Source organism: Paenibacillus sp. FSL F4-0100 (assembly GCF_037993005.1).
Taxonomy (GTDB): Bacteria; Bacillota; Bacilli; order Paenibacillales; family Paenibacillaceae; genus Paenibacillus_AQ.
This window is the reverse complement of record NZ_CP150303.1, coordinates 1,331,645-1,357,806: the sequence shown is the minus strand read 5'-3', so window position 1 is coordinate 1,357,806 and position 26,162 is coordinate 1,331,645. Positions and strand designations below refer to the sequence as shown.

General features: G+C 46.4%; 22 protein-coding genes and 4 pseudogenes. 13 read left to right on the top strand and 13 right to left on the bottom strand.

What is annotated here, in order from left to right; genetic code table 11:
• Positions 1-75 precede the first annotated feature (75 nt).
• The 3 genes and pseudogenes from MHH48_RS05955 (at position 76) to MHH48_RS05945 (ending at position 1,755) form a co-directional block, all read left to right on the top strand.
• Positions 76-645, top strand: a pseudogene (locus MHH48_RS05955) (NADPH-dependent FMN reductase).
• Between the two features lie 23 nt (positions 646-668).
• Complete coding sequence (locus MHH48_RS05950) at positions 669-971, top strand: Dabb family protein (RefSeq protein ID WP_076322704.1); 303 nt, start codon at positions 669-671, stop codon at positions 969-971.
• Positions 972-1,012: 41 nt separating this feature from the next.
• Positions 1,013-1,755, top strand: a pseudogene (locus MHH48_RS05945) (SDR family oxidoreductase).
• 315 nt (positions 1,756-2,070) lie between these two features.
• On the opposite strand, the gene MHH48_RS05940 reads toward MHH48_RS05945, so the two are convergent.
• Entirely contained in the window at positions 2,071-2,547 is a 477-nt protein-coding gene (locus MHH48_RS05940) for a MarR family transcriptional regulator (RefSeq protein ID WP_076322703.1), read from the bottom strand.
• Between the two features lie 235 nt (positions 2,548-2,782).
• On the opposite strand from MHH48_RS05940, the gene MHH48_RS05935 reads away from it, so the two are divergent.
• Together MHH48_RS05935 and MHH48_RS05930 are read left to right on the top strand one after the other, a co-directional pair.
• Positions 2,783-3,184 carry a RidA family protein gene (locus MHH48_RS05935; RefSeq protein ID WP_076322702.1) on the top strand — a complete coding sequence of 134 codons (402 nt, stop codon included), beginning with the start codon at positions 2,783-2,785 and terminating at the stop codon, positions 3,182-3,184.
• 24 nt (positions 3,185-3,208) lie between these two features.
• Positions 3,209-4,705 carry a monooxygenase gene (locus MHH48_RS05930; protein WP_076322701.1) on the top strand — a complete coding sequence of 499 codons (1,497 nt, stop codon included), beginning with the start codon at positions 3,209-3,211 and terminating at the stop codon, positions 4,703-4,705.
• Positions 4,706-4,934: 229 nt separating this feature from the next.
• On the opposite strand, the gene MHH48_RS05925 is transcribed toward MHH48_RS05930, so the two are convergent.
• The 3 genes from MHH48_RS05925 to MHH48_RS05915 all read right to left on the bottom strand — a co-directional run bounded on the left by MHH48_RS05925 (position 4,935) and on the right by MHH48_RS05915 (position 7,297).
• Positions 4,935-5,840, bottom strand: coding sequence for an IS3 family transposase (locus MHH48_RS05925; protein WP_076322661.1), 906 nt, complete (start codon positions 5,838-5,840; stop codon positions 4,935-4,937).
• Complete coding sequence (locus MHH48_RS05920; protein ID WP_340390640.1) at positions 5,807-6,124, bottom strand: helix-turn-helix domain-containing protein; 318 nt, start codon at positions 6,122-6,124, stop codon at positions 5,807-5,809. Before MHH48_RS05920 ends, MHH48_RS05925 begins: the two co-directional genes overlap by 34 nt.
• A 486-nt stretch (positions 6,125-6,610) precedes the next feature.
• Complete coding sequence (locus MHH48_RS05915; RefSeq protein WP_340390638.1) at positions 6,611-7,297, bottom strand: TetR/AcrR family transcriptional regulator C-terminal domain-containing protein; 687 nt, start codon at positions 7,295-7,297, stop codon at positions 6,611-6,613.
• Positions 7,298-7,434: 137 nt separating this feature from the next.
• On the opposite strand from MHH48_RS05915, the gene MHH48_RS05910 reads away from it, so the two are divergent.
• Entirely contained in the window at positions 7,435-8,787 is a 1,353-nt protein-coding gene (locus MHH48_RS05910) for an MATE family efflux transporter (RefSeq protein WP_340390636.1), read from the top strand.
• Between the two features lie 277 nt (positions 8,788-9,064).
• Here the strand turns inward: MHH48_RS05910 and MHH48_RS05905 are convergent.
• The 4 genes and pseudogenes from MHH48_RS05905 to MHH48_RS05890 all read right to left on the bottom strand — a co-directional run bounded on the left by MHH48_RS05905 (position 9,065) and on the right by MHH48_RS05890 (position 12,615).
• Positions 9,065-10,257, bottom strand: a pseudogene (locus tag MHH48_RS05905) (MFS transporter).
• A 129-nt stretch (positions 10,258-10,386) separates the two neighbouring features.
• A pseudogene (locus tag MHH48_RS05900) lies at positions 10,387-11,455 on the bottom strand (Atu2307/SP_0267 family LLM class monooxygenase).
• 153 nt (positions 11,456-11,608) lie between these two features.
• Positions 11,609-11,890, bottom strand: coding sequence for a metalloregulator ArsR/SmtB family transcription factor (locus MHH48_RS05895; RefSeq protein ID WP_076326489.1), 282 nt, complete (start codon positions 11,888-11,890; stop codon positions 11,609-11,611).
• A 119-nt stretch (positions 11,891-12,009) separates the two neighbouring features.
• Positions 12,010-12,615 carry a TetR/AcrR family transcriptional regulator gene (locus MHH48_RS05890; RefSeq protein WP_076326490.1) on the bottom strand — a complete coding sequence of 202 codons (606 nt, stop codon included), beginning with the start codon at positions 12,613-12,615 and terminating at the stop codon, positions 12,010-12,012.
• Between the two features lie 209 nt (positions 12,616-12,824).
• Here MHH48_RS05890 and MHH48_RS05885 point away from each other — a divergent pair, with 209 nt between their 5' ends.
• A complete protein-coding gene (locus MHH48_RS05885; protein ID WP_076326491.1) occupies positions 12,825-13,604 on the top strand; it encodes a nuclear transport factor 2 family protein in 780 nt (259 codons plus the stop codon).
• A gap of 256 nt (positions 13,605-13,860) precedes the next feature.
• Complete coding sequence (locus MHH48_RS05880) at positions 13,861-15,042, top strand: ABC transporter permease (protein ID WP_076326492.1); 1,182 nt, start codon at positions 13,861-13,863, stop codon at positions 15,040-15,042.
• Positions 15,043-15,133: 91 nt separating this feature from the next.
• Here the strand turns inward: MHH48_RS05880 and MHH48_RS05875 are convergent, their stop codons facing one another.
• From MHH48_RS05875 to MHH48_RS05860, 4 genes are all read right to left on the bottom strand, one after another.
• Positions 15,134-15,364 (bottom strand): hypothetical protein, encoded by a 231-nt coding sequence (locus tag MHH48_RS05875; protein WP_179090750.1) that lies wholly within the window; start codon positions 15,362-15,364, stop codon positions 15,134-15,136.
• Positions 15,365-15,471: 107 nt separating this feature from the next.
• Positions 15,472-16,377, bottom strand: a complete 906-nt coding sequence (locus tag MHH48_RS05870; protein WP_256720873.1) for a VOC family protein — start codon at positions 16,375-16,377, stop codon at positions 15,472-15,474.
• Positions 16,378-16,731: 354 nt separating this feature from the next.
• A complete protein-coding gene (locus tag MHH48_RS05865) occupies positions 16,732-17,247 on the bottom strand; it encodes a DUF4241 domain-containing protein (RefSeq protein WP_076326493.1) in 516 nt (171 codons plus the stop codon).
• A 157-nt stretch (positions 17,248-17,404) separates the two neighbouring features.
• Positions 17,405-18,151: a sugar phosphate isomerase/epimerase gene (locus MHH48_RS05860; protein ID WP_076326494.1), complete on the bottom strand. Its 747-nt coding sequence runs from the start codon at positions 18,149-18,151 to the stop codon at positions 17,405-17,407.
• Between the two features lie 207 nt (positions 18,152-18,358).
• Between MHH48_RS05860 and MHH48_RS05855 the strand changes: the two genes are divergently transcribed.
• The 5 genes from MHH48_RS05855 (at position 18,359) to MHH48_RS05835 (ending at position 25,173) form a co-directional block, all read left to right on the top strand.
• Positions 18,359-19,882, top strand: coding sequence for an ABC transporter substrate-binding protein (locus tag MHH48_RS05855; RefSeq protein ID WP_076326495.1), 1,524 nt, complete (start codon positions 18,359-18,361; stop codon positions 19,880-19,882).
• 38 nt (positions 19,883-19,920) lie between these two features.
• Positions 19,921-20,856, top strand: a complete 936-nt coding sequence (locus MHH48_RS05850) for an ABC transporter permease subunit (RefSeq protein ID WP_076326496.1) — start codon at positions 19,921-19,923, stop codon at positions 20,854-20,856.
• Positions 20,857-20,874: 18 nt separating this feature from the next.
• Entirely contained in the window at positions 20,875-21,762 is an 888-nt protein-coding gene (locus MHH48_RS05845; protein WP_076326497.1) for a carbohydrate ABC transporter permease, read from the top strand.
• Between the two features lie 173 nt (positions 21,763-21,935).
• Positions 21,936-23,630, top strand: a complete 1,695-nt coding sequence (locus tag MHH48_RS05840; RefSeq protein ID WP_076326498.1) for a histidine kinase — start codon at positions 21,936-21,938, stop codon at positions 23,628-23,630.
• Complete coding sequence (locus MHH48_RS05835) at positions 23,608-25,173, top strand: helix-turn-helix domain-containing protein (RefSeq protein WP_076326499.1); 1,566 nt, start codon at positions 23,608-23,610, stop codon at positions 25,171-25,173. Before MHH48_RS05840 ends, MHH48_RS05835 begins: the two co-directional genes overlap by 23 nt.
• Positions 25,174-25,354: 181 nt before the next feature.
• Here the strand turns inward: MHH48_RS05835 and MHH48_RS05830 are convergent, their stop codons facing one another.
• Positions 25,355-26,107: a superoxide dismutase family protein gene (locus MHH48_RS05830; RefSeq protein ID WP_076326525.1), complete on the bottom strand. Its 753-nt coding sequence runs from the start codon at positions 26,105-26,107 to the stop codon at positions 25,355-25,357.
• Positions 26,108-26,162: the final 55 nt, after the last annotated feature.

The following is a 26,162-nucleotide window of genomic DNA, read 5'->3' as shown; positions in this document are numbered from 1 at the left end:
GCAAGAATGGATAGACAGTGATGATCGGCCCCACCTGTTCAACTCCATTCAGACCCTATCATTGAGGTGATGAAAATGAAAGTAGCCGCCATAGTCCGAAGCATTCGCAAAGATTCATACAACCTGAAGTTAGCCCGTTATATTCAAAACCGTTATCAGCATCTTTTTCAGGTTGGATGTGCTGAACATTCGGGATCTCCCCTTTTACGATCAGGATATCGAGTCCGTTCCACCGCAGCCGGTTATTGATTTAAGGCGAAAGTCGCGGCTGCCGACGCGGTGTTATGGATCACTCCGGAATATAATTCGACCATTCCCGGCGTCATGGTGAACGCGATTGACTGGTTATCCCGCGTGGATCGAGTCATGATTGGGAAGCCCTCATGGATCGTCGGATCTTCCATGGGATTGTTGGGATCGGTCAAAGCGCAGGGCCATCTGCGTGACATTCTGTTCGCATCCGGTATTTCCTCACCGCTGTTGCCTGGAAATGAAATGTACATTGGTCTTGTTCATGAGAAGCTTGATGAGAAGGGTGAGCTGACCGATGAACCTACCATTCAGTACCTTGATCTTGTAACCGACAATTTCGTGAAATGGATGAAGGAGCTCTCCCAATTGAAGCAGCTCCAAAGTCAAAAATAAACAGAAACCTTGGAGGGAGTAAGATGTTTGAGCATATCGTGCTATTGAAATTCAAGCCCGATGTTTCTATTGAAGTAAAAGAAAGTGCAATAAAGCGCGCACATGACTTTAAAGGGAACATTCCGGGGATCGTGGAACTTAGCGCCGGGATTAACGTTACGGAGGAAATAGAGCTTATGCAGGGATTTACGCTGGGGATACGTGTCACTTTTGAGGATCAACAGGCTTGCCGAGATTATATTCAGCATCCCCTGCATCAAAGTTTATTGCAATCCATTGGCCCGTCTGTTGAAGGAATCGTCTTTATGGATTACCCGTTTGCTTAATGTTCCCCTTTAAAACACATTAGAAAGGAGAGATTGCTGAAATGGATAAGAAGCTTGCAGGCAAAGTTGCCTTGGTCACTGGAGCATCCAGAGGAATCGGCAGAACAATTGCCGAGTATTTAGCGAATCATGGCGCCAAGGTGGTTATCAATTTTGCGAATCGTGCAGATCAGGCGGCAGAAGTTGTACAGAATATTCAAAGGAATGGCGGAGAAGCGGCAGCAATTCAGGCCGATATCAGCCGATTGAGCGAGTTGAAGATCCTCTATCAAGAAACAATGAGAACGTTCGGAAAGCTTGATATTGTGGTGAATAACGCGGGGACCATCATTACAAAACCTGTTGGCGATGTTACGGAAGCGGATTACGACCAGCTATTTGCGATTAATGTCAAAGGGACCTATTTTTCATGCCAGCTTGCTGCTAAGCATTTAAACGCGAATGGCCGTATTATCAACTTCTCCACTTCAGTGGCGGGTCAGATGTTCCCTGCGTACAGTCTTTATGCGGGCTCCAAAGGAGCCGTTGAACAATTCACGCGACAATTGGCCAAGGAGCTTGGAAATAGAAAAATAACGATTAATGCTGTAGCACCTGGCCCTATAAATACCGAGCTTTTCACGGTTGGCAAAACACCCGAACAAATCCAGGGACTAGCCAACATGAACGCCTTTGGACGTCTCGGAGAGACCGGGGACATTGCAGGTGTGATCCTCTTTCTTGCGAGCGAAGAATCGCAGTGGGTACGGGACAAACCATCCGTGTTAATGGTGGATTCATTTAATCAATCAAATCTAAATACACTTCTGTCTAGCAGATAATAAGAAATGTACAACGGACCGCGGTCATTCCCTGATCCTGCATCATGTTGCCGCTCAGTTCCCCTGTCGGGGAACGAGCGGCTTTCTCTGGACCTTGAAGGTACCTTTGGCCGGATTGCTTCTTGCATTAAAACCGCGGCGTATTTTTTTCCAAAAATCGACGATCCTATACATACTTTAATAGACCGCCCGATTGATTAACTAAAAGCAGCCTCTCACTTGAACTGCATCCCCAATTGTTATTGATGTCTAACATATGTACAGTTTGTTAAGGTACGTTAGCGATAGAAGTCAACCATATCTCCAAACAGCCGTTTAATAAATTCGAGCTCACTTTCGTTATATCTTTCCAAAAATTCGTACATTCTTTGCTTTTCCTTCGCATGAAGCTCATCATGAGCAGCAAATAGCTTTTTGCCGACAGGCGTTAGCCGAAAATACACTTCCTTTTTGTTGTCGTTGAGCTGGGCTTTTCGCACCCAACCTGCCTTTAGTAATTTATTTGCGATCTTGGAGGTATTTCCTTTACTTAAATTCATTCTCTCCGCGATGGAAGTGAGATTGATCGGCTCCTGCTCTCCGATGCACGCAATGGTGTGCAGTTCCGTCATATTCAAGCTGAATTCCGATTCAATATGCTTCCGGATATCCTCCAGGTATGTGGCAGTTATTCGGGTTTCATATTGCTCTTTTTGCTCAAGAAACTGAACGAAAAATTCATGAATGGCGGTTTTGTTCTTACTGGCAGTATCCATGATTATGCTGGCTCCTCGACTTATTTGTTTTATTATATCATAGATTGTTCTCTGAGAAACAAACGGGCATACTCATATTGAGCTTGGAGTTGACAGAATAAAGAGTGACCAAGTACAATAATATTGTTTCATATGAAACAAAAATTATATATAACTTTTGTCACTCTCTTTTTAACAAACAATAAAAAAAGATTCTAACGAAACAATATTTAATGAAGGAGGAGCATACCTGCCTATGGAAATCGTGAATCCGAAGACATTGACGGATAAGGTTACATCTGTAATTTCTCATGTCGTGGTAACTACTGTCTCCAAACTGGCCTTCATCTCAGGTCAGGTTTCTGTAGATGAAACGGGAGCATTGGTCGGTTCAGGGGACTATTACGCGCAAGCGATTCAAGTGTTCACCAATCTTAAGTATGCATTGGAAGCCGTGCGAGCGGATCCATTGTACATTGCAAAAATGAATATTTTTGTGGTAAACCACAACTCGGAACTGATTTCGATTATTTTTGACGCAGGATTCCATGTGTTTGGCCCTAACTGGCCGAAGACAGCAAGTACCTATATAGGCGTTCAAGCACTAGCCGATCCTGAATGGCTTATCGAAATAGACGCTATCGTGATTTTCCCATAATGTTTAAGAAAAGAGGTTTTTTATATGAAATATGAAGTCATCCTTATCGGTGGCGGACCTGTCGGCATGATGTTGGCTGGGGAATTGGCATTAGCCGGTGTAAAGGTCTGCATTATTGAGCGATTAAAAGAGACAACTCCATATTCACGTGCGCTTACCGTGCATCCACGAACCCTTGAAATATTAGATATGCGTGGAGTGAAATCACAATTAATCAGTCAAGGCCGCTTACTTTCGAGAGGACATTTTGCCGGATTAGAAACCCCTTTGGATTTCTCGCTGTTGGATTCTTCTTCCAATCACACCCTCTTTTTACCGCAGAGTGAGACGGAGAAGGTGCTGGAGGAATGGGCGCTTAGCCTTGGCGCAGAGGTCTGGAGAGAGGTTGAGGCTCTATCTGTGCACCAGGATGAGGATGGGGTTGACGTTAAGATCGCGGGACCTCATGGAGAAACAACGTTAAGATCAGCTTATGTGGTAGGTACGGATGGAGCTAGAAGTTTGGTTCGCAAACATGCAAATATTTCATTCGAAGGTACAGATGCGACCTTCACGGCGATTCTGGGCGATGCCGTTCTATCTGATTTAGCTCCTATGAGTGTCATATCCCGGATTACAGAAAAAGGATTGGTCAGCATCATGCCAATCAATGATCATATTTATCGAGTCTTGATGATCGATATGGAGAGACGTAACATCTCTAAGGATGAGACCGTTACATTGGAAGAGTTTCGTTCATCGCTCATCCGTACGACCGGAAGCGACTTGGGATTGAACGATGTGAAATGGATGTCCCGTTTCGGAAATGCTACGCGGCAAGCGGGACGCTATCGGAATGGTCGATTGTTCTTGGCGGGAGATTCGGCGCACATTCATTTTCCCGCTGGCGGACAGGGAATGAACGTCGGCTTACAAGAAGCGATGAACTTAGGCTGGAAGCTTGCAGGAGCAATCAAAGGCTGGGCCCCGGACTGGCTATTGGACAGTTATCATGCCGAACGTTTTCCATGGAATACGGCCTTGCTCCGGAATACCGAGGTCCAAACCCTGCTTCTGGACGTGACTCCTCCCATCACGGAACTGCGAAGCATGCTGGCTGGTCTGATTCAAATACCGGAGGCTAATTATCAAATCGCTGCACAAATTTCCGCAATGGATGTACATTATGCACCCGACGCCCAAGCGCCTTTCCATCCATTAAATGGGAAACGGTTCAAGGATCTCAGCTTAAAGCTGAAAGACGGGCAATTGGTGAACTCCTATCCGCTCCTGCACAAAGGTACTTTTCTTCTGTTGCATTTCCATTCTAATGAACAGAATAGCGGCCAATGGGAAACGTATAGCCATCTTCAAGTTGTACATGCCTCTTTGGCTGAGGCAGACGCGGATTGGAACGACGTCCACACGGCGCTTATTCGGCCGGATGGACATATTGCCTGGGCGATTCCTCTATCCGATCCGAATCCAATGCAAACCATAAATGAAGGAATCACTCGCTGGTGCGGAAACATTACGGATTAGTAATTCGTTTGAGGTGTGTAACTGCCTCCCCCTTACCCAGCTAAGGCAAGGTCTGTAGATGATTGAACAAGCACCGTCCTTTATGTCAATGGAATCAAGTTCTTATCCTCAGGTTGGGATAAAACTTGATTCCTTAAATTCCTCTACGTTATGGCTAATTTAGTTTAAAGACACGCTCTAGTGTAATGATATTACCCCCGTCAAGTAGACAGTATTAAAACTGAAAACATTAAGCAGCCTTAGTTCGGTACTCTACAGGACTAAGGTTGTTTAGTTTTGCTTGGAATCTATCGTAATTGTAAAACCGTATGTATTCATGAATACCAGTAACAAGAGCCTCTTCCGACTCAAATGATTCCAGGTATAAACATTCTGTTTTGAAATGCCCAAAGAAACTCTCCATACATGCATTATCCAAACATTTACCTTTTCTAGACATACTGGCTTTCATTTTGTATTGCTTCATCAGTTTATTAAAACGTCTGGAAGTATATTGATACCCTTGATCACTATGAAGAAGAACTCCTTTTGTTTTACGGGTACTTCGAGCCTTCTCCAATGTATCAATCACAAGTTCTAGATCATTTTTGGTGCTTATGTTGTACGCGATGATTTCGTTATTATAAAGATCATATATGGTAGACAGGTAGAGGTTTTTCTTATTATACGGTATGTAAGTAATATCAGTGACCCACTTCTCATTAGGACGGTCTGCATGGAACTCTCTGTTCAACACATTGTCAGATACTACGCATACTTCCTTTTTACCATGAAATTTTTTCTTCTTTCTGATTTGTGCTTGTATGCCCATTTGCTTCATTAAGCGGTAAACCCTTTTGCGGTTAATATGTAGTCCATACGTTTTATTCAGCCATATTTGCATCCTCGGATAGCCTAATATGCCTCGCAGGCGTTGATGGGCCTCTAGTATCTTCTCCTTTAGAGCTTGATCCTCTAGTTGTTTAGGTGAGGACGTAAAACGTCTTCTTTGCCATTTGTAATAGCCACTCCTAGAAACTTGAGCTATTTCACAAAGCATTGAGATTTTATGTCCCGCAACAACTGCCAACTGCTCTATAACGACATACTGAGTAATTCTACTTATAGCTTGCTTCGCCCCCTTTGTAGCGCCCAAAGCTTTTTTAAGTATTCATTCTCTGTACGTAATCTAATTAATTCCTCTTCAGGACTTAACGGATTCTTTCTTGGTCTACCTATATTAATCCCCGTTGTTTTCCCACGTTTCTCTTCAAGCCCCGGCAATCCTTCATTCTCGTAAAATTTAACCCAGCGCCTTATAGTGGCCTCTGGAATACCCAACTTTTTAGCAACTCGCTTATACCCGAAGCCCTGTTCAAGGTACATCTGAACAGCTTTATATTTTGTTTCAGCTGAATGCGTATGTTGAATTCTTCCCATGAAAAATCCCCTCCAAGTTAACAATAAGAGTCAGTCTCTTATCTGTCTACCTAAAGGGGATAATATCATAAACGTACCGCCAGTTCATTTTCGATGCAGTATCCTATTGCAGGCGTAATTTCCGCTTCGATCTCTTGCTCCTGCAAGATGCGCCCATAGCTTTACAAACTGGCTTGTTCAAATTTGATGGTATCGTCACTCGACGTTTCTGCACGACGAGCTTACGTTGTATAATATTTCTACACGGATGGCGGATATTCCTTACAAGTAGCAACCCCCCCCTATTCTGGGGAGACCTAAGTAGTAACAGGTTCTTCTTCAAAAAGGGCATTAGTAATTTCGCTTCAACCATAATTTCAACCCTCCGCTTTACCACTATTTGTGATACAGTTCCCCGTATCATCTATAGCGCGAATTTTGGTGCGACTAAACGGTAAGCCTATTCGAAACCGCCCATCCGATCACCGGATGGGCGGTTCTTACTTCCTACTTCTCCTGCTCCTTTATCACCTGCTCAATCCCGAGCAGAATCAGCTTCAAGCCGAACTCGAACGCCTTGTCGGTCCCCATCAGTTCGAACAGCCCGTTCGTGAACATTCTCCGGAACAGTCCTGCATCCGTCTCGCTCATGGAATCCAGAAGGCGAGTCATTTCCTCACCCGGAAGCGCTCCCGCTCCATGGTCCTTAAGAATCGCGGAGACATTGCGCTGGTGCTCATAATCGTCCAGAACGAAGTTGAAGACATAATTCATAATCGTAAGAACCGCTTGTATTTTTTGCTCTTGCTCAAGCGGCGTCGATTCCACGCAGAGCAGCATACGGTTGGTGAACCGGATGATGTCCGGTTCGTGGGGCAGCGTCGACATCATGAGCTGCGTGGAGCAAGGATACCGGCTGAGCACGCTTCGGACCGTTACCGCAAGTCCCTTCAGTTGCTCCTTCCAGTCCCCCTCGGAGTGGTACTCCTCCAGAATGATTTTCGATACCTGGTTGGCCAGACGCTGGTAGAGATTCTGCTTGCTCTTAAAGTACCAGTATATAGAGGGAGCCTGAATCCCTAGCCTAACGGCCAATCGTCTCATGCTGAATTTCTCGATCCCCTCCTCACCAAGTAACTCCCACGAGGCTTCCAAAATCCTATCCTCCGAAATCTGAGGTTGTTGTTTTTTCATCGTTATCCGCCCTTTTATCTAACAGTGTAAGTTTATACTTTACAGGTTCATAGGTTCATGATATCATCTAACACTGTAAGGTTCAACCTAACACTGTAAGATTGAACTCAAAATAAATAAAGAAAGTAGTGACCCGCATGGATGCAGAAAACCTCTATTACTTTGAAAAAGCCCCGGTCGGAAAAGCCGTAGCTCACTTCGCTGTACCTATGATGCTAGGCACGTCAATGAGTGTCATCTATTCCATCTTGAATGCCTATTTCCTTGGTACACTTCACAATACCGCCATGTTAACCGCACTCGCGCTAACCTTGCCGCTATTCGCAATTATCATGGCGCTAGGCAACTTGATTGGCATGGGTAGCGGTACATTCATCTCTCGATTGCTGGGAGAGAAAAAATATGATGACGTAAAGCAAGTATCGTCATTCGCTTTTTACAGCAGTTTGGTTCTCGGTCTGATTGTGATGGCCGTCGGTCTCCCGTTGATCGATCCCATCGTTTATGGCCTGGGGGCAACGCCTGACTCCTTCGGATTCACGAAGGCCTATGTCACGATTATGCTTATCGGTTCACCAATCGTCGTATTATTCTTCACGCTGGAGAATATCGTGCGTTCGGAGGGTGCAGCCATCACATCGATGATCGGTATGATTCTCAGTGTGGTCGTCAATATTATTCTCGATTCGTTCGTCATCTTCGTGTTTCATTGGGATGTAATTGGCGTTGCGTCTGCTACGGTCATTTCCAACTTGGTTGCGAGTGCATTCTACACCTTCCATATTGGTTACAAGAGCCAATTCTTAACCGTTTCCGTAAAATGGTTCAAGGCTTCCAAGGAGATTCTGAGCAATGTATTTAAAATCGGAGTTCCCGTCTTTATTATGAGTATCTTTTTGGGTGCAATGTCGCTCATCTTAAATCGTTTTCTTATTGAATATGGAGATCCGGCCGTAGCGGCTTACGGAATTTCATCACGTTTATTGCAATTTCCTGAGTTTATTCTGATGGGCTTATGCGAGGGAGTCGTGCCGCTCATTGCCTTTTCCTTTACAGCGAATAAATTACGGATGAAGCAAACCATTGGATTTACGATCAAAACGATTGTGGCGTTAGCCGTCGTATTCGGTGTCATCGTCTATCTGATTTCCGATCACTTAATCGGTTTATTTACGAATGACCCGCAATTAATTGAAATGGGCAGCTACATTTTGCATGTGACATTCTTATCCTTGTTCATTACAGGAATGACCACGTTGTTTACGGGGATTTTCCAAGGAACAGCGCAAGGAACGGCCGCGTTTATTATGTCCGTTATTCAAGGAGTTACTCTGATTCCTGTGCTCTATATCGCCAATTGGATGAACGGCTTCCACGGGGTGATCTGGTCGCTCGTCATTGCGGATGCCGTCGCATTCCTTGTCGGTGCCATCATGCTGTATGTTTTGCGGAACAAATTGCAGCCGGATTTTGATAGTTTAGTACAGTAGAAACCAAAACCTAAAACACGCAAAAAGGCAGGATAAGGGCACCTCCTGCCTTTTTATACACGGTGAAGCCAAAAATTTCACCGTCACTTGTGATACGGTTCAGCTCAACGGGTCTATCGGCGAAAAGCGCGAAAGAAGCTTGTCACCTCGCGTAGTTACCTACCTTTTTAATACCCGACCCAGAAGCTGTAATCAAGCTAACATGCACAGAAGGCCACCGAAGAAATCGGCGACCTGATCTGATATCATTTGTTCAGCTTATATAGAGACTTGGTTTTTAAACCTCCGTTTTGTCGGTTACGCTCCGTTTCGTTCCGCCACCTGCAGATCGGCGATGCATGGATAAAGAAATAATAGCCGGGATGAGTCCAATTGCGACGCCGACTCCGCCAAACCAACCAACTGCTGCAAGAGAGATGCTGTCTACAACGATACCCCCAATTACAGCCCCTACGGCCATTCCCAACTGCACGATAGAATTGTTCAAACTCAGGATGATCCCCGAAGCCTGAGGAGCCATGCCGATTAAATAAACTTGTTGAACCGGCCCCGTCGACCAAGCGAAAAAGGACCATAACATAAGCAAAGGCAACACGATCATGGACGAATGGGAGAACGCCGTCAGTAACAATAATATTCCCGAGTGAAAGAGCAAGCCTCCAATCATCGTACGGGGGATACCCCATTTATCTGCACCGTAGCCGCCAGCTTGGGAGCCTATGAGACTGGCCAGCCCAAACGCAAACAACCCGACGTTTACCATCCCTTCACTCATCCCCGTAATGTCCAGAAGAAACGGCGTTATATAGGTGTACAGCATCGTGTAGCCTAATATCCAGAAAAAACTGATGGAAAGCGCGACAGTGATTCGGGGGCTTTTGAATAAGGCAAGCTGTTCCCGAATAGGAACGGGTGCCTCTCCTTCCGATCTCGGAATCGCCAGCAAAAGGACCAACATCGCGATCAGGCTCAGGGCTCCGACTCCCGTGAAGATGATTCTCCAATCATGTGAGCCCGCAATGATTCTCCCAAGCGGGACCCCTAGAATAAGTGCGAGGTTAAAGCCCACTAGAACCGTGGCGATAGCGCTGCCCTGTTTTCCAGGATGAGATATTTTAGCGGCAACCGTCAGGGCGACGACCATAAATACCCCCGTGCTGATCGCCAAAATAATTCTTGCTCCGAGCAGCATGCCGTAGCCTGTAGTTGTGACAGTGATCAAATTCCCAACGAAAAATAATCCCAAAGCCGACAGGATAAGCTTTCTTCGATCCATTTTTGCCGTGAGTGCAATAAGAATCGGGGTACCGATGGCATAAGCAAGCGAGTAGTAATCAACTGCCCGGCCGCCGCTACCGACACTCCAATATCACTTGCAAGCATATCCAAAATGCCAGCAATCACAAACTCCGAAGTTCCGACTAAAAAGCTGACTATGGCCAGAATATAAATTTTCCATGAATTCCCCATCTATTTCTCCTCTTTTCATTTCAACAGATCTAAATCTATAGAAGTCATATTTAAAAAATAATGCTCAATTCGCCGACTTCATTTCTCGGCCCAATCAAGCCTCCCCGTTTCAAGCGTTCGCCCTCTGCTTTAGTCGTTATGGCCAGACGTCTGGCGGGCGAGCTCCCTTCGGACAATCGGTGCTACTTTGGTGCCAAGAAGCTCAATCGTCCGCAGCAAGTCGCGATGCGGCAACGAACTGAAATCGTTGTACATCATGAAGCGAGTCAAGCCAAGGTTCTTATGCAGCAGCACGATTTTTTCTGCGACGTATTCGGGATCTCCGACGTAAAGAGCGCCGTGAAGGCTGCGGGCTGAATCGTACGAGTCACGTGTATAGGCCAGACCAGCCTCGTTCCCGTCCAATGTGGTTCATTTGGCCAGCCATGACAGGGTAATACCGCTTAACTGCCTCTTGTGCCGTATTCGAAATAAAGCCATGCGAATGTATAGCAATTTGCAGCTTATTCGAATCGTGACCAGCTTTCACCGCGGCTTCTTTATAAAGCCCCACTAAAGGTGCGAATCTCTGCGGCGCTCCGCCCAGGATAGAGAAGACAATCGGAAGTCCCAGCAAACCGGCCCGAACAGCCGATTCCGGGCTGCCCCCTGTGCCGATCCAGACAGGCAAAGGCTCCTGTTGTGCACGTGGATAGACGCCCATGTTGTCAATCGCAGGGCGATGACCGCCACGCCAGGTCACCTTTTCGGAAGCGCGAATCTTCAACAGCAGTTCCAGTTTCTCTTCATACAATTCCTCGTAATCTTTCAGGTCATAGCCGAATAGCGGGAACGATTCGATGAACGAACCCCGTCCGGCCATGATCTCCGCTCGCCCGTTCGACAGACCGTCCACCGTTGCAAAGTCCTGATATACCCGCACCGGATCGTCCGAAGATAGCACCGTCACTGCGCTCGAGAGCCGGATCCGCTTGGTTGTAGCTGCAGCTGCTGCCAGAATGACAGCTGGCGATGAGCTTGTGTATTCGATGCGATGATGCTCGCCGATGGCATAGACGTCAAGGCCGACCTGATCTGCCAATTGGATTTCTTCGATCGCCTGGCGCAGCCTCTGGGCATGTAAGACACCGCCATTTCCGGGATTTGCATGGAGGAAGGTGCTCATTCCAATCTCCATCGTATTCGTTTGACCGCTCATAGTTATTCACTCCTTCTTATTATGGAATAGGGATGATTAGTAAAAAACTGTTGAATGATCATTCCAAATCGACTCGTTCGCTAAAACTTCATTCAAGTATAAGTTCTATCAATTCTATTGTTCTAGATATATAGAAATGATTTTTAAAAAAAATTACGCCAACAAAAAGGGCGCAAATTTTTCCGCTACTTCTCGATTGACGTTATAGTGAATAAACGATCCATTCTTGCGAGAATCAATCAAGCCAGAGTCCGTCAATTGCTTTAAATGATGCGATAGCGTCGAGCCTGCAACCGATTCAAGCCTTTCACCGACAGCGGTGAAGCATAAATTGCTTTCTTTCGCGAGCAGTAAAGCGATTTTCAGCCGGGTTGGTTCCCCCAAAGCTTTATACACTTTAACCGCTTGCCCGAAATCTTCTTGATTTTCTCCCACTGTACCCACCTCCCCGCATGTTTTCCGCAGTTCTATAACTATCGAAATCAATATTAGCACCATGTCATTCAAATGTAAAGGGCAGATCTGAACCCTGCTCCTTCTACCCCTCGCTAATTTTATTCCTCGACGGCGATGCCGGCAGCTCTTAAATGCCCGTGGGCAACGATTCTACTAAACTGAGATGAAACTTCATCTGCAGGAAGGGGTTTATCGTTTTTAATCCACCAAATTACAATCCCCATGTAAGACGATCCGAGGTACTCAAGCAGCAATTCCTTGGATATCGCTAATGGGGAGTTTCCCTGAGCAGGTTTCCACCCCTCAATTAATTTATCTTTAATGATATTCTCCATTTTCGCTTGAAACTGATAGATTCTATTCTCTTCAATCAACATGGAATGGTAAAAGGTCATATTTAGAGAAATATGTTCCAGTATAGTTTGCATGACTGTTTCGAGTAGAGAAATACTGAAAGGATTCATGCTGATGGGACAAAGAACGACCGCATCCTTTAATTCGCTCAACAATTCATTCATACATGTATCTAATAAATCAGGCTTATTTTGGTAGTGGAGATAAAAAGTGTTTCGATTGATCATAGCCCGATCGGCAATATCCTGGATCGTTATCGATTCATATCCCTTTTCCTGAATAAGCTCATAAAACGCCTTTCGAATCGATTGTTTCGTGCGCAGTATTCTTAGGTCGGTTTTCTTGTTCATTATTTCGTTCCCCCTAAATTTATTTAGGTCTTTAAGCGACAAAGTTTTATGAGTTGTCCGTTATCCATCATAACTAAAAATATTGAATATTGAGCGTTATATTAGCCTCTATTATAATGAGCAACAGATAAATAAACAACGTATTGTTCATTATTTATCTGATGACCAAAAAAAAAAAAAAAAAAAAAAAATCCAAGGAGGATATTCCAATGACATCCAACCATCAAAATGAGCTTGTTCGTAAGGCAGTCGCCGTACTGGAAAGTTTCGAGAGCGGTAACCCCGAAGCGATTACGGCTTACGTTCATCCAGATCAATATATTCAGCACAACCAGGCCTTACTCGATGGTCGTGAATCCATGCTTGGCGCACTTGATCATTTAAAGGAGATTGGTACTAAGGTAAGCATTAAGCGTACTTTAGTCGACGGAAATTATGTGGCTCTTCATTCTATATATCATTTTCACGGCCCTAAAATCGTATTTGATATCTTCCGTTTTGAGAATGGACTAATCGTCGAGCATTGGGACAATTTGCAAGAGATGGTGGAGAAGACACCAAGCAATCATACGATGATTGACGGACCGGCTACGATTAAGGATATCGACAAGACGGATGCCAACAAAGCATTTGTCAAAAGCTATGTTGAGAACATCTTGCTCGGGAAGAACCCTGACCTGCTTGCCTCTTACTTTGATGGAGATAACTACATTCAGCATAGTCCGCATATTGCAGACGGTCTTTCCGGTCTTCACGCTGCTTTGCAGGCTCTGAAGGAGAAAAATATTGAGTTTCAATATACTCATGTCCATCATGTAATCGGACAAGGCAATTTTGTTCTTACAGTGAGCGAAGGTCTATTTGATGGTCAACATACTGCTTTCTACGATTTGTTCCGCGTACAGGATGGAAAGATCGCTGAGCATTGGGACGTAATCGAGGCCATACTGCCAGCAGAAAAACGAAAAAATTCAAACCGTAGATTTTGAAGTTTGTGTGGCTGAATGCAAGAAAGACATCGCCGAATTTAATTACGGTGATGTCTTTCGCTTCACGGATGTACTTGAGTGATCAATTTTGTAAACAAATGGATACAGAAGCGTTGCTGCAGCAACGCTATTTTTGTTCATTGCAATGAAGTGACCGTGTGGTGCAGCCATATTATATGGTGAACCTTTCACAAATGAACATTGCGGTTGATAATCAACCATATGTTCATTATAAAGAGACGAGGAGTAGTGGATCATGAAAATGCTAACACAAAAAATGATGTGGCTGGGAATGGCGCTCGTCCTGATCGTGTTGACCGTATTCGGGCTAGCGATGATGGGATCGGTGCTTGGATCGCAGCCAAAGGAGCTCCCGGTGGCCCTCGTTATCCTTGACCAGCCGGCGGAGCTGCCGACTGGAGGAACGCTTGCGGTAGGGGAAATGATCCGGGAAAAGTTGCTGTCGAGCCCGGCAATGCCGTTTGTCTGGCATGTCGTGGATTCCGAGGAAAAGGCTCGGGAAGGACTGGATAAACTCGAATATTACGGAGCGATGGTGATTCCGGCGGATCTGAGCAGCGGTTTACTCTCGTTAGCAACTCACTCGCCGAGTCACCCTAATGTGAAGATCATCGCCAACGAGGGTATGAACACCCAAGCCTCGATGATCGTGAGACAGGCAATGGGGCAAGCTATGAAAATGATCAATGGGGAACTGTTGCAGCAGCTGCTTGGGCAGATCGGACAGCAAACGGAGCAAATTCCGGTTGAAACGGCTAAAGCTTTAATGACACCGGTGAACGTTCAGGAGGAAGTCGTGCATCCACCGGGAGTGAATAATGCGTCGGGGAATGCGCCGGGTTTGTTGACCCAGATTATATGGATCGGCAGCATGGTGACCGGAGTCGTCTTGTTCCTGGCTAGCCAGAAGGCGGTCGCCGCGGGTTCAAGGAGATGGACAGTCAGCGCGCTGCAAGCTATCGGGGGGCTTGCGATCGTCGGCATCGCCTCGTGCTTCACCATATGGATGGCTTCGTCGTGGTACGGCATGGAACTGGCGAACGCGGGGGAGTCGTGGTTGTTCTTATGGTTGGCTGGATCGGCGTTCTTCTTGTTGCAATCTTCCTTGCTGAATTGGATCGGATTCCGGGCAATACCGCTGCTCGTACTGCTGATGTTCTTCTCCATGCCGCTGCTGAACATGGCTCAGGAGTTCTTGTCGCAGACGACGCGAGATTGGATCTATTCGTGGACGCCACTGCGGTTCGCGGCAGGAGGGCTGCGGGAAGTAATGTACTTCGGCGGACTGGACGCGGTCAGCTCGAACGCCTTCGTTTTGTGGGGCGTCGCCGTGGGATTTTTGGTCCTGCTGCTCGCTTCCGGATTTAAGGCCGGTCGAGCAACAGATGCGCCCCCTACTTCTGTTACAGGCGATTAAAATAAAGTAGCGGTATTCGGGAGATCGAAAGAAAACCCGACAACGCGCTTAGCGGAATCCATTCAAAAATATGCTGCATTAAAAGCAGAAATCATTCTAGAGATAGGTGTCTTAACTTATCCGGGTTCCAGGCGGTATAGATCTCATGAATTCTATGATCGCGGTAAGCGAAAGAATACACGTATTGAACGGACTTCCCGGGATCCAACAGGAACTGGATCCCGGGAAGTCCGTTCACCATGAGGAAAGAGTACGTAAATCGGCTGGCATACGTTTTGATCACGAATTGATGGATTTTCAGCACGATCTCAAATCCAACCACAGGCACTTGCGCCGCTTTGACTTTGCCTCCGCCGTCCGTCGATTTTTACCAGTACGACGGGCAAGGGATGCGGAGAGTGACAGGGATCGAAAAAATCTTATGGATGCTTATCTTTCCGTAAAAATGAGTGCCGTCCCCAGAAGGGAGGCGCTCGGAACACAAATATCTCCTCGAGCCGTCTCAACCACCGGAAATCCATTGGATTCAAGATGAAGCCTTGTAAAAGCAAGGTCTCGCACCTTTACTGCATATCCGGCAAATCCCGGTGAAGACGTAAAGACTTCTCCCGGAAGCAAATCCGTTATATGGGATTCAGGCATGATCATAATGCGTCCGCCGCCTAGATCAAACACACACGCCTTCCCCTCTAGTTCCGGCGGAGTTCCCGAATAAAGTTGATACCTTGTCACATATGCATCGAACTCCCCATCCTCCACACAAAGTATCGCTTCGACTAACTCGATTGCCCCATTCGGATGATCCGTATGGATCTGTTTCAGCCCAGTGTCCAGTGGAAGATTCTCAGCGAATGCCAACCGTCCTTCGGATACTTGCTCGTCCTCGATCTCCAGCAAGCGTACTGGAACCAATTGGGTACCGGTTGAGGTCTCCACGGGACGCTGTATCGTGTTGACACCTCCATGTCCAACCCTTCCCGTGTCCAGTCGAGCCGCAGAAATGGCCGATTCTGAAGTGGAGAAGACCAAGATATGCGTCCCCTCAAAGCGGTCCAGACAACGAGAGATCGTCGCAACGGTCCGCTTGATGGAGGCGATGATTCGCGGTAGCACGGCTGGAGGTGCCGTAAGCGGTATGAAATGCGCATCGTCAGGAATTCTCCCCCCCTCCTGCACAATCGTTACGATCTCAATGAAATTGTCGGCAAAGTCGATATGAGCATTAGCTGCTCCAAACGGTTTAGGGCTTTCACCATCTTGTTCAGCCATTGTCGGATAGGCAGGCGGCCGGCATACGAAGCCCAGCTTGCGGTACAGCTCCAGTGCCATATCCATATCATGGACAACCCTCCTCATTGAATAGGTACTTGCTGTAATGTAATTCAAAAAGATTTGTTTTATCTCCATATCTGTGAGTATTTCGTTCTTGGAATAATTCGTTAACCACACTCCTCTAACCTCTAAATACACGTGTTTCCAACAAAATAGCAATGCAAAGAACCCCCGCACAACGGCGGAGGTTCGGTTAGTCCAACAATTGTTCTTCATCCGTGAACTTATGAATCGGTTTAATGCATATTGCTTCTATAGGAATCACCCCTTATAAGAATAATTTCGACTGTCCCGCTGCCTAAAGACACGTAAACGTCATGTACCGACCTACGATGCGTTAGTCGTTGCGGATGTATCCTAGCTCTTAATAAACACAATTTTTACGCCGACCACCTGCTCCTGCTCATTCACGGCCTTATACACGCCGTATGCACCATCGCCCATGCCGGTACGAGAAACGACGCCCCCATCCAGGACACCCGCTTCTTCTCCGCTCTCGGTGATGTCGCAGCAGGCATAATACCATTCCGTATCCGTATCCGAGCTGTCCGAGGTCGGATCCGCATCAGGAATTCGGTACTTTTGAATATCAAATATCCCGGCCTGCCCGCTATCCACCCCAGCTATAAAAGGACACTTGATCCACTCCAGGAATGCCCCCTGTTCAGCTGCCGAGTGATGGTAAGCCGTTAGCTTGGCGTTGGCTTCGCCCCAATCCGGGATCTCCACCTTCTCCACTTCCCCTACCCACATTCCATTCAATACGGCTTCCAACACGCCCATAATAATAATGTTCGTGTCCAATTCATAACAAGGATCGGCCACAACCAATTGTCCGGAATTCACTTCAAAATGACCCAGTTGAATGTTCAATGAAGATACCTCCAATAACAACGTATGATGGTTCTATTTTAGCACGTATGATCGGAAGTGTTTAAATGGTGTCCGAGCCACCTCAATACAACGTTTTTTACAGTCAGACTTACACCCATTAGACAAAGATTTTAGCCTACCTATCGACCAATGCCCCCTACAGCATTGCTTTCACATGGTCGAGCGAAATCTTGACACTCTCATAGCCATCGATCTTCATGCGGTCCTGCTCAACAACGACCCACTCGTAGCCCGAGGACTTGGCCTTCTCGATAATGCCTTTCAGATCAAGAATGCCCGTTCCCACCTCGGTCATCTCTTTGCCTTCTTTATTCACCATGTCCTTCACGTGAACCGTCTTGCAGCGTGAGCCGAAACGATCCATGACCTCCACAGGCTCACGGTCAGCATGCGTTGTCCAAAACATGTCGATTTCAAAGCCCAGCTCCGCTTCCGTTGTTGCTTCTCGCAGTATTTCGAGTATGGGTTGATCACCGAACTCGTTCGTGAACTCATGATCATGGTTATGATATAGAAGTTCCATACCGGCTGCCTTGATCTTCGGGCCCATCTCTTTTACGATCGCGATCAGGCTATGTACGTCTTCCATCGATTCCATCTTATAGTAAGGGATCACGATATAGGAAGAACCGATCACTTGATTGTAAGCAATAACCTCTTCCAAATGATCCAGCAGCTCCTCCATTCGCGTATGGCTGCCCATGGCTTCCAGTCCCGCCTTCTCCAGCATCGACTTCATCTCTTCTGCCGGAATATCAGCAAATCCCGCAAATTCAACACCATCATAACCGTTCTCGCTTACCTTTCTAAGCTTCGCAGCGAAATCTTCCTGCTCGTAATCGCGCAAAGTATACAGCTGTAACGCAACCTTCAGATTTGTCATGCCTAATCCGCCTCATTTCTGATGTTAAGTTATGGCAAAGATCCTGCACCATCTTAGCACAAACCTGTTTACGGGGAATCAACAAATGCGGCTTTCCGGACAACAAGTCATTTTTTCAATCATTTAAGACATTATTTTTACAGATACGCGTTCACCTTGTTTGTTAAGATATTAAACAAGATTCTACTAGAGAAGGGTGTTGTCAAAATGAAACGAATACTGTCATGCGCACTGGTCATTATAACAGCGCTTTCAATTCTTGCTGGTTGCGGAGGCAAAGATGCGGGAACTGGTGCTAAGAACGAGGGACCTGCCGCTGAAGGAGACTTGAAGGAAAAGGAGCTCGTGAAGCTCAACGTTGTCATGATGGGCAATAACAAGAAAGATACCGCCGAGGTCGTGGAGGCCGTTAACAAAATCACGAGAGAAAAGCTTAACGTCGAAATGGACCTTACGTACATTGCTTACGGAAGTTATGTACAGCAGACAACGATGATGATGGCCTCCGGTAAGGGAGTGGACTTGCTTCCGATCTACATGACGCCACTGGCCACGGTTGCCAACAACGGTCAGATCATACCGCTTAACGATTTGCTTGAGAAGTATGGTCAAGACCTCGTTAAAGAAATCGGTCCTGAGTACATCGAGAGCGGACGCATAGGCGATGACATTTACGGCATTACGACAGGTCGCGACCTTGCCAAGGCCTACGGCTTCCAAATGAGAAAAGACTTGGCGGATCAATACAACATCGATTACGCCAATATCAAAACACTCGATCAGTTGGAAGAAGCGCTGACAACGATCCGCAAGAATGAACCTGACGTGATCCCTGTCGTTCCATCGAATGGTGAGCTGGTTCGTAACTGGGGCTGGGATACGCTCGGCGACGATATGACCAACCTTGGCGTATTGATGGATTTTGGCAAGGAATTAAAGGTTGTCAACTTGTATGAAACGGACTTATACAAAGATTTTGTTATACGCATGCACAAATGGTATCAATCCGGTCTCATCATGAAAGATGCGATTAACAATACGGAAAGTGCCGGCACGCTGATGAAAGCAGGCAGCGCATTTGGTGGATTTGCCAACCTGAAGCCTGGATTTGCCGTTCAGGAGACAAGAAATTGGAACACGGAAATCGTCGTATCCGAAATCATTCCTCCTTATACAACAACCTCTGACGTGCAAATGGCTACATGGGCGATCAGCAGCGGCAGCGAACATCCTGAAGCCGCTATGAAATTGCTGAATCTGATGTATACCGATCCTGAAATTGTGAATCTCTTGATCTACGGTATTCAAGACAAGCACTATGTAACGGTTGGCGATGCTGCGAATGGACAATCCATGATCGATTTCCCTGAAGGCGTGAATGGCGGCAACAGTGGATACCCGCCGACTGGAGGCTGGATCTGGACGAACCAAACCATTGGTCATGTATGGAAAGGAAACCCGGCCGATTATTGGGAAGTTCAGAAGGAATTTAACAATACTGCCATCCGCTCTGCAGCATATGGCTTCACCTTTGATTCCAGCCGTGTACGAAACCAGATGACGGCGGCGTCCAACGTCGTTGCTAAATATCACGAAGCCTTGATGTGCGGGGTTCTTGACCCTGAGACGGCGCTGCCAATCTTCCAGAAGGAACTGAAGGATGCCGGCATTGACGACATTATTGCCGAGAAGCAATCCCAACTTGATAAGTGGGCTGCTAACAATAAATAATCTTTTTTCGATTATTGGCTGAAAGGAGAATGGCCATCATGGCGGCACCAAAGGTAAAAAGAGCTGGAAAAACCAGTATTAAACGCTTTATTCCCATGTACATCATGATGATTCCAGGCCTTATTTACCTGCTGATCAACAACTATGTACCAATGGCTGGCATCATCATCGCGTTTAAACATATTAACTGGAATAAAGGCATCATCGATAGCCCGTTTGCAGGCCTAAGCAACTTTGAATATCTCTTCAAGACGAAGGAGGCATGGATCATTACCCGAAACACCCTGGGATACAACCTTGCTTTTATTATTTTGGGGACTGTTTTAGCCGTTGCCATTGCCATAGTCTTAAATGAAATTCGTTCGAAGTTTTGGAAAAAGAGCTACCAAACGATGATCCTGTTGCCTTATCTGATTTCCATTGTTGTCGTAAGTTATCTTGTATTCGCCCTGTTTAGCTCCGAGTCCGGTTTTATCAATCACTCCATTCTGGAGCCTCTCGGACTGAAGAGCATTTCATGGTACACGGAGCCGAAATACTGGCCCTATATCTTGACGATTGTGCATCTATGGAAAACCGTCGGGTATAGCTGCATCATCTACTACGCGACCGTAGTCGGCATTGATCGGGGCTACTATGAAGCGGCTGTAATTGATGGGGCGAACCGGTGGAAGCAGATCGTTCATATCACATTGCCTTCTCTGAAGCCAACGATGATTACGCTCGTGCTGCTTGCAATCGGAACGATATTCTATTCCGACTTCGGACTGTTCTACCAGGTACCGATGGATTCCGGTCCGCTTTACGATGTTACCAATACGATTGACACCTATGTTTATCGCGGCTTGATCAAATTGAACGATGTGGGCATGTCCTCTGCCGCAGGTGTGTACCAATCGCTGGTCGGATTCACGCTTGTCTACATCGCCAATCGACTCGTTATTAAATTCAGCAAAGAGAACGCGCTATTCTGACGCAAAGGAGATTCGAACATGGTTGATAATAGTAGAGCGTTTCAGATCATAGCGAATATTCTAATGTTCTTGTTCATGATATTCTGCTTGTTTCCGTTTGTACTGCTAGTCGTCTCTTCCTTTACCGATGAGGGCACACTGATCCGGAACGGTTACTCGCTGTTTCCCGAGAAGTTCAGTTTGGAAAGCTATGCGTACATGTATGAAAGACTCGATACGATTGTACGTGCCTACGGCATCACAGTCTTCGTCACGGTTGTCGGTACGGTTACCAGCCTGATAATCACCGTATTGCTGGCTTACCCTCTCTCCAGAAGAGATTTGCCCCATCGCGGAAAATTCGCTTTCTTCGTCTTTTTCACGATGCTGTTCAACGGCGGGTTAGTACCTACCTATATTATGTGGACCCGCTATTTAAACATTGATAATACAATTTGGGCTTTGATCATTCCCGCCCTGCTGCTCAATGCCTTCTATGTCATCATGATGCGTACGTACTTTACGACGACCATACCTGACGAAGTCATTGAAGCCGGAAGAATCGACGGTGCCGGAGAATTCCGCATTCTCTTCCGCATTGTTCTCCCCATGTCGCTGCCGATGGTCGCGACGCTGTCGCTCCTCATTGGGCTCAACTATTGGAACGACTGGAGAAACGGTCTGTATTACTTAACGGATCATAGCTTGTTCAGTGTACAAAATATGCTGAATACGATGCTGCAGGATGTTAGATTCCTTGCAAGCGGGGGAGCTGGCGGCAACGCTAGTGAAATTGCATCCAATATGCCTAGCGTAGGGATTAAGATGGCGATCGCCGTCGTCGGGGCTTTACCGATTATGATGGTGTACCCATTCTTCCAAAGGTATTTCGTAAAAGGGATTACGGTCGGAGCCGTTAAAGGTTAGACCTTGCTTTCTCACAAAAAAGGACAAGGAGCACAGCATGAATGTTCATCACTTTGCTGGCCTATTGTCCTTTTTTTGAAATCATGATTTTCATGGAAATAACTTGTTCAGCCTGATCCAGGTGTCTTACGTGATATAATATACAAACATATTAAATCCTAGGTGACCACATCATGAAAAGAAGGTACAGCGCTTCATTTAAAATGAATATATTTCGCGCAATATTGGTGATTACGTTCCCGCTAATCGGGATGCTGCTTGCGTTCAACTTCTATTCCTATTACGCGTTTAATGCGAAATTTGTCGAATCGAATCAGCAATCCTACGCATTATATGCTCAAAATTTGCAAAACGATCTGGATGCCATCGATAATTTTTTATCCAACGTTGCCGTAAGCGATTACAATTATGCAACGCTGAGCAGTCCTGTCAGCGCGCTTCGGGCTCATGTTGCGTCTCATGAAATTATGACGCAATTCAATACGGCTCTGAACTCGTATGACTTGGCTAACGCTTTTTTTATATATAGTGCTATCAATGACACTTATCGCGACATTTTTGATACCGGGTACAGTTATGAAACGAAAGAAGCCATTCGGCTGCAGATGCGTACATTGACGCAGCAGGCAGAGAACCATTATAACGCGGGTTGGCTCGCTTTCGAAGTTGAAGGTAAAGCCTATCTTTTCAGACTGCTCGGAAAAAACGGCACGTATGCCGCTGCCATGGTGAACTTTGATCAGATCCATTCGATGGATCTTGTGCAAAAAGGAACCGAGGTGATTTACGCCGACAACCAAGGCGCTCCGCTGACGAATAAACCATTCGTCGCAGACCACGAGCTCCAATTAAACGAATATAACAACAACTTTATCATGATTAGCCAGCCCATTCAGAATACGAACCTCCAATTGATCTTTGCTGTACCGAAGCCGGATGTATTCAAGGGAGGGCTTGCTCTATTGTTCGCGCTGTCCTTGTTCACCATTATACTTGTGATCATCAGCTTATTCTTCTTCAACCGGTCGCTCCTCTCTCCTTGGCATCGCCTGATGACGAGCATTGGCAAAGGCTCAGCACAGGAGCTAAGAGAAGAATACCGCATCGAAGAGTTCAAGCAGGTAGGTGCAGCATTTAACCATTTGACAACCCAGGTCAATCACTTGAAGATTGTCGCCTATGAACATGAGATTGAACGGCAGAAGGCAGAGCTGCAGCATTTGCAGCTGCAAATTCGCCCCCATTTCTTTCTAAACTGCTTGAAAAGCCTGTATGGGATGGCCCAGCAGCAAAGCTACGAGCGCATTCAGCATATGATCCTGGCGATATCCAACCACCTACGCTACAATTTCAAGGATAATCTGCAGCTCGTCTCCCTTCAGCAGGAGCTAGATCATGTTCTGAACTATATTCGGATTCAGCAAATTGCTCATCATGTTCCGCCGTTGTGCGAATACAGCGTCGATAGCGCCTTGAAGGATTTTACGATACCGCCTCTATCCATTCAGGCCTTCGTGGAGAACAGCATCAAATATGCAACGAAGCCGAATGAACAGCTGCGGGTCGAGATTAAAGCGATTCTGCTGGAGAGTGACGATGGAGATTATGCGGATATCACCATTCAGGATAATGGCGACGGCTTTACGGATTCGATTCTGCAGCAGCTGAATCATGGGGACAGCAGCTTCCATAAGGATATCCATATCGGAATCAGCAATGTGCGTCATCGCTTGTCCATGCTGTACGGGGAGCGGGCTATGCTTGCCTTTTTCAACACAGAGAAAGGTGCGGTTGCCGAAATCATAATCCCGATCTATGCAAGAATACAAGGCAAGGAGGAAGCTTATGAACGTTCTAGTGGTGGATGATCAATATGATGTTGTGCAAGGAGTTATAGCAGGAGTCAATTGGCAGGAGCTGCATATCGATGATGTGTATCCCGCGTATGGCCCGGACGAAGTCAGAACGCTATTAAATCATCATCATGTACATATTATGCTGTGTGACATCGAAATGCCGCTGGAGAATGGACTGGAGTTGTTCAAATGGGTAAAAGCTCAATTCCCTGCCATCGAGTGTATCTTCCTGTCTTCTTATTCCGAATTTGAATATGCGCAGGAAGCCATTCAGCTTGGCTGCTTCGATTATATTCTCCAGCCTGCAAGGTACGAAGATATTCAAGCATCCATTGAGCGTGCGATCCATAAGATTCATGCCAATACCCACATGCAGCAAATTTATGAGTATGGTGCCTATTGGCGGCAAAATGAAGAATTGCTGCTCGAGAACTGTGTCCGCAGCTTCATGCTGGATTCCCGAATGCATCCGCAGCAGCTGCTGCGAGATTTGAGCAATATCCATATTTCCGTCTCCACTCATGCTCAATTCGGTTCCATCCTGATCCAGCTTACGAAATCGAATCCGCACAAAGACACCATAAAATATGAGCTGAGAAGCATCATATCGGAGCTCATAGAGCCTTATAACCTCGACCTGCTGTTCGTGCAGCTGGATCAGATGAATTATTTGACACTTCTTTATACGGAGGGTGTATTCGATGCCCCCATCTCGGAATTGATGAAGCAATTTATCGACATGGCACAAAATGAGCTCGGCTGCTCAGCAGCCTGCTATATCTCCGATATCGGGGAACCGGAAAAGCTTAAACTGCACTACAAAGCACTCTGCCATATGCGGCAGCAAAATGTCGCTTTATACAGCAAAGTCTTTACGATGCAGCATCTGAACAAGATCAAGGATAGTTCCTACTCCTTTCCCAACATGCAGAACTGGTCCATGCTCATATCCCATAACAGCATTAAGACCGTGCGGGATCAGATCCATAGCTACCTCCTTCAGCAAAAGCAGCTGGGGATTATGTCCGCTGAATTTCTGGCCAGGTTTCATCAGGACTATATCCAAATATTCTTGACAGCGGTTAACCAGCTGAAGCTGGAAGTGAACGACATCTTTTTTGAGCAATATCCTTATGCCGACTATATCGAAGCATATACATCACTGGATAAAATGATCGACCTGGTCCATTTCACGCTTGATTATGTTCAAGCGCATGCCGGAGAGGCTCACCATGCACTATCCCCCATCGAACGGGCCATTGATTACATCAATCAGAACATCGAGAAGAACTTCAGCCGTGCGGAAGTAGCCGAAGCCATCTATCTGAACCCGGAATACTTATCCCGGTTGTTCAAGAAAGCGAAGGGCATATCTCTGAATGACTTTATTATCACGCGGAAAATGGAAATCTCGAAATCATTGTTAATGAGCACGCACATTCCGGTTCATCTCATTGCATCCAAGGTGGGTTATTCCAACTTCTCTTATTTCTCACAGGTGTTTAAAAAACACTGCGGCCTAACCCCGCTCGAATATCGGCAGCAGCAGGGCTGAAGGGGGGATGCTCCGGTGAATCGATTTAAGCGAATATTGAAAATAAAGCAGAGGGGCCAAGAATCTTAGGAGATTCTTGGCCCCTCTGCTTGTTCTCTTCTTCTCACTAATGCACAACATTCCATTAAGCTCCAAATCTCTGCCGATGCCCGATTGTTCTGTATAGCTCCTAACAGTCAAGTTACTCCGGGATATTTCCCCCAGCCACCCGATCACCGGAATTTCCGGATGGATCGGTTACTTCGTCATCTTCGCCGGTATGAATGATCAGCGAGCGTCCGAGCACGGAGTTCGGCTGGTTCTTTTCAAGAGTTCCATGCTGGATGATCATCTCCGCTTCCACGGTGCCGTCTGCGCCTACGACCAGATTCGGCATATCGCCAACATGGCTTCCTTGCGGATGCTTAAGGCCATGATGCTTGTCGGTCGGATTAAAATGCCCACCAGCAGATTTGAAATCCCTATCTTTGATCGTGTTCTCATGCACATGGAAACCATGCTTTCCTGGTGTGAGGCCGGATGCGGTAATCTTCACCTTCACCCCGTCATTGATCTGCTCCAAGGTAGCGGAACCAACAGACTCGCCTGCCGCATTGTACAGCTTGATTTTAGGAAGCTCCATGGATTCCTTTCTGGTAGCCTGGTCCCAGTACACTGGTTGGTTAACTGAATTCAAAACCGTGCGAGCGGGCACATCGTTGCTGCCGGTAGGAATCTCAGGATCCGAGACCGCCGTCCCTTGTTTATCAAATGGGCTGTCAGCAGTGAAATTGTCCTTGCCGTTAACGGAGTAGCTTATTTTAGACGTCATATGTTTAATCGCATCGAAGGTTCCTTCGGGATTCGCAGCAACGTACAAAATTCCTGTAAACAGCAGGGCCCCTGCAAGAAATGCTCCGGCCTTATACTTTAACTTGTTGGTCTTCTTTTTCACTTCATCGCCTCCTCCTGAATGATGATATTCATTCATCTCCCAATCCCCTGATTTT

Excerpts from the sequence above, each read along its gene's own strand:
- MHH48_RS05950 (WP_076322704.1), top strand. The coding sequence starts at position 669 with ATGTTTGAGCATATCGTGCTATTGAAATTCAAGCCCGATGTTTCTATT.
- MHH48_RS05940 (WP_076322703.1), bottom strand. The coding sequence starts at position 2,547 with ATGGATACTGCCAGTAAGAACAAAACCGCCATTCATGAATTTTTCGTT.
- MHH48_RS05935 (WP_076322702.1), top strand. The coding sequence starts at position 2,783 with ATGGAAATCGTGAATCCGAAGACATTGACGGATAAGGTTACATCTGTA.
- MHH48_RS05930 (WP_076322701.1), top strand. The coding sequence starts at position 3,209 with ATGAAATATGAAGTCATCCTTATCGGTGGCGGACCTGTCGGCATGATG.
- MHH48_RS05920 (WP_340390640.1), bottom strand. The coding sequence starts at position 6,124 with ATGGGAAGAATTCAACATACGCATTCAGCTGAAACAAAATATAAAGCT.
- MHH48_RS05915 (WP_340390638.1), bottom strand. The coding sequence starts at position 7,297 with ATGAAAAAACAACAACCTCAGATTTCGGAGGATAGGATTTTGGAAGCC.
- MHH48_RS05910 (WP_340390636.1), top strand. The coding sequence starts at position 7,435 with ATGGATGCAGAAAACCTCTATTACTTTGAAAAAGCCCCGGTCGGAAAA.
- MHH48_RS05890 (WP_076326490.1), bottom strand. The coding sequence starts at position 12,615 with ATGAACAAGAAAACCGACCTAAGAATACTGCGCACGAAACAATCGATT.
- MHH48_RS05885 (WP_076326491.1), top strand. The coding sequence starts at position 12,825 with ATGACATCCAACCATCAAAATGAGCTTGTTCGTAAGGCAGTCGCCGTA.
- MHH48_RS05880 (WP_076326492.1), top strand. The coding sequence starts at position 13,861 with ATGAAAATGCTAACACAAAAAATGATGTGGCTGGGAATGGCGCTCGTC.
- MHH48_RS05870 (WP_256720873.1), bottom strand. The coding sequence starts at position 16,377 with ATGGATATGGCACTGGAGCTGTACCGCAAGCTGGGCTTCGTATGCCGG.
- MHH48_RS05860 (WP_076326494.1), bottom strand. The coding sequence starts at position 18,151 with ATGACAAATCTGAAGGTTGCGTTACAGCTGTATACTTTGCGCGATTAC.
- MHH48_RS05855 (WP_076326495.1), top strand. The coding sequence starts at position 18,359 with ATGAAACGAATACTGTCATGCGCACTGGTCATTATAACAGCGCTTTCA.
- MHH48_RS05850 (WP_076326496.1), top strand. The coding sequence starts at position 19,921 with ATGGCGGCACCAAAGGTAAAAAGAGCTGGAAAAACCAGTATTAAACGC.
- MHH48_RS05845 (WP_076326497.1), top strand. The coding sequence starts at position 20,875 with ATGGTTGATAATAGTAGAGCGTTTCAGATCATAGCGAATATTCTAATG.
- MHH48_RS05840 (WP_076326498.1), top strand. The coding sequence starts at position 21,936 with ATGAAAAGAAGGTACAGCGCTTCATTTAAAATGAATATATTTCGCGCA.
- MHH48_RS05835 (WP_076326499.1), top strand. The coding sequence starts at position 23,608 with ATGAACGTTCTAGTGGTGGATGATCAATATGATGTTGTGCAAGGAGTT.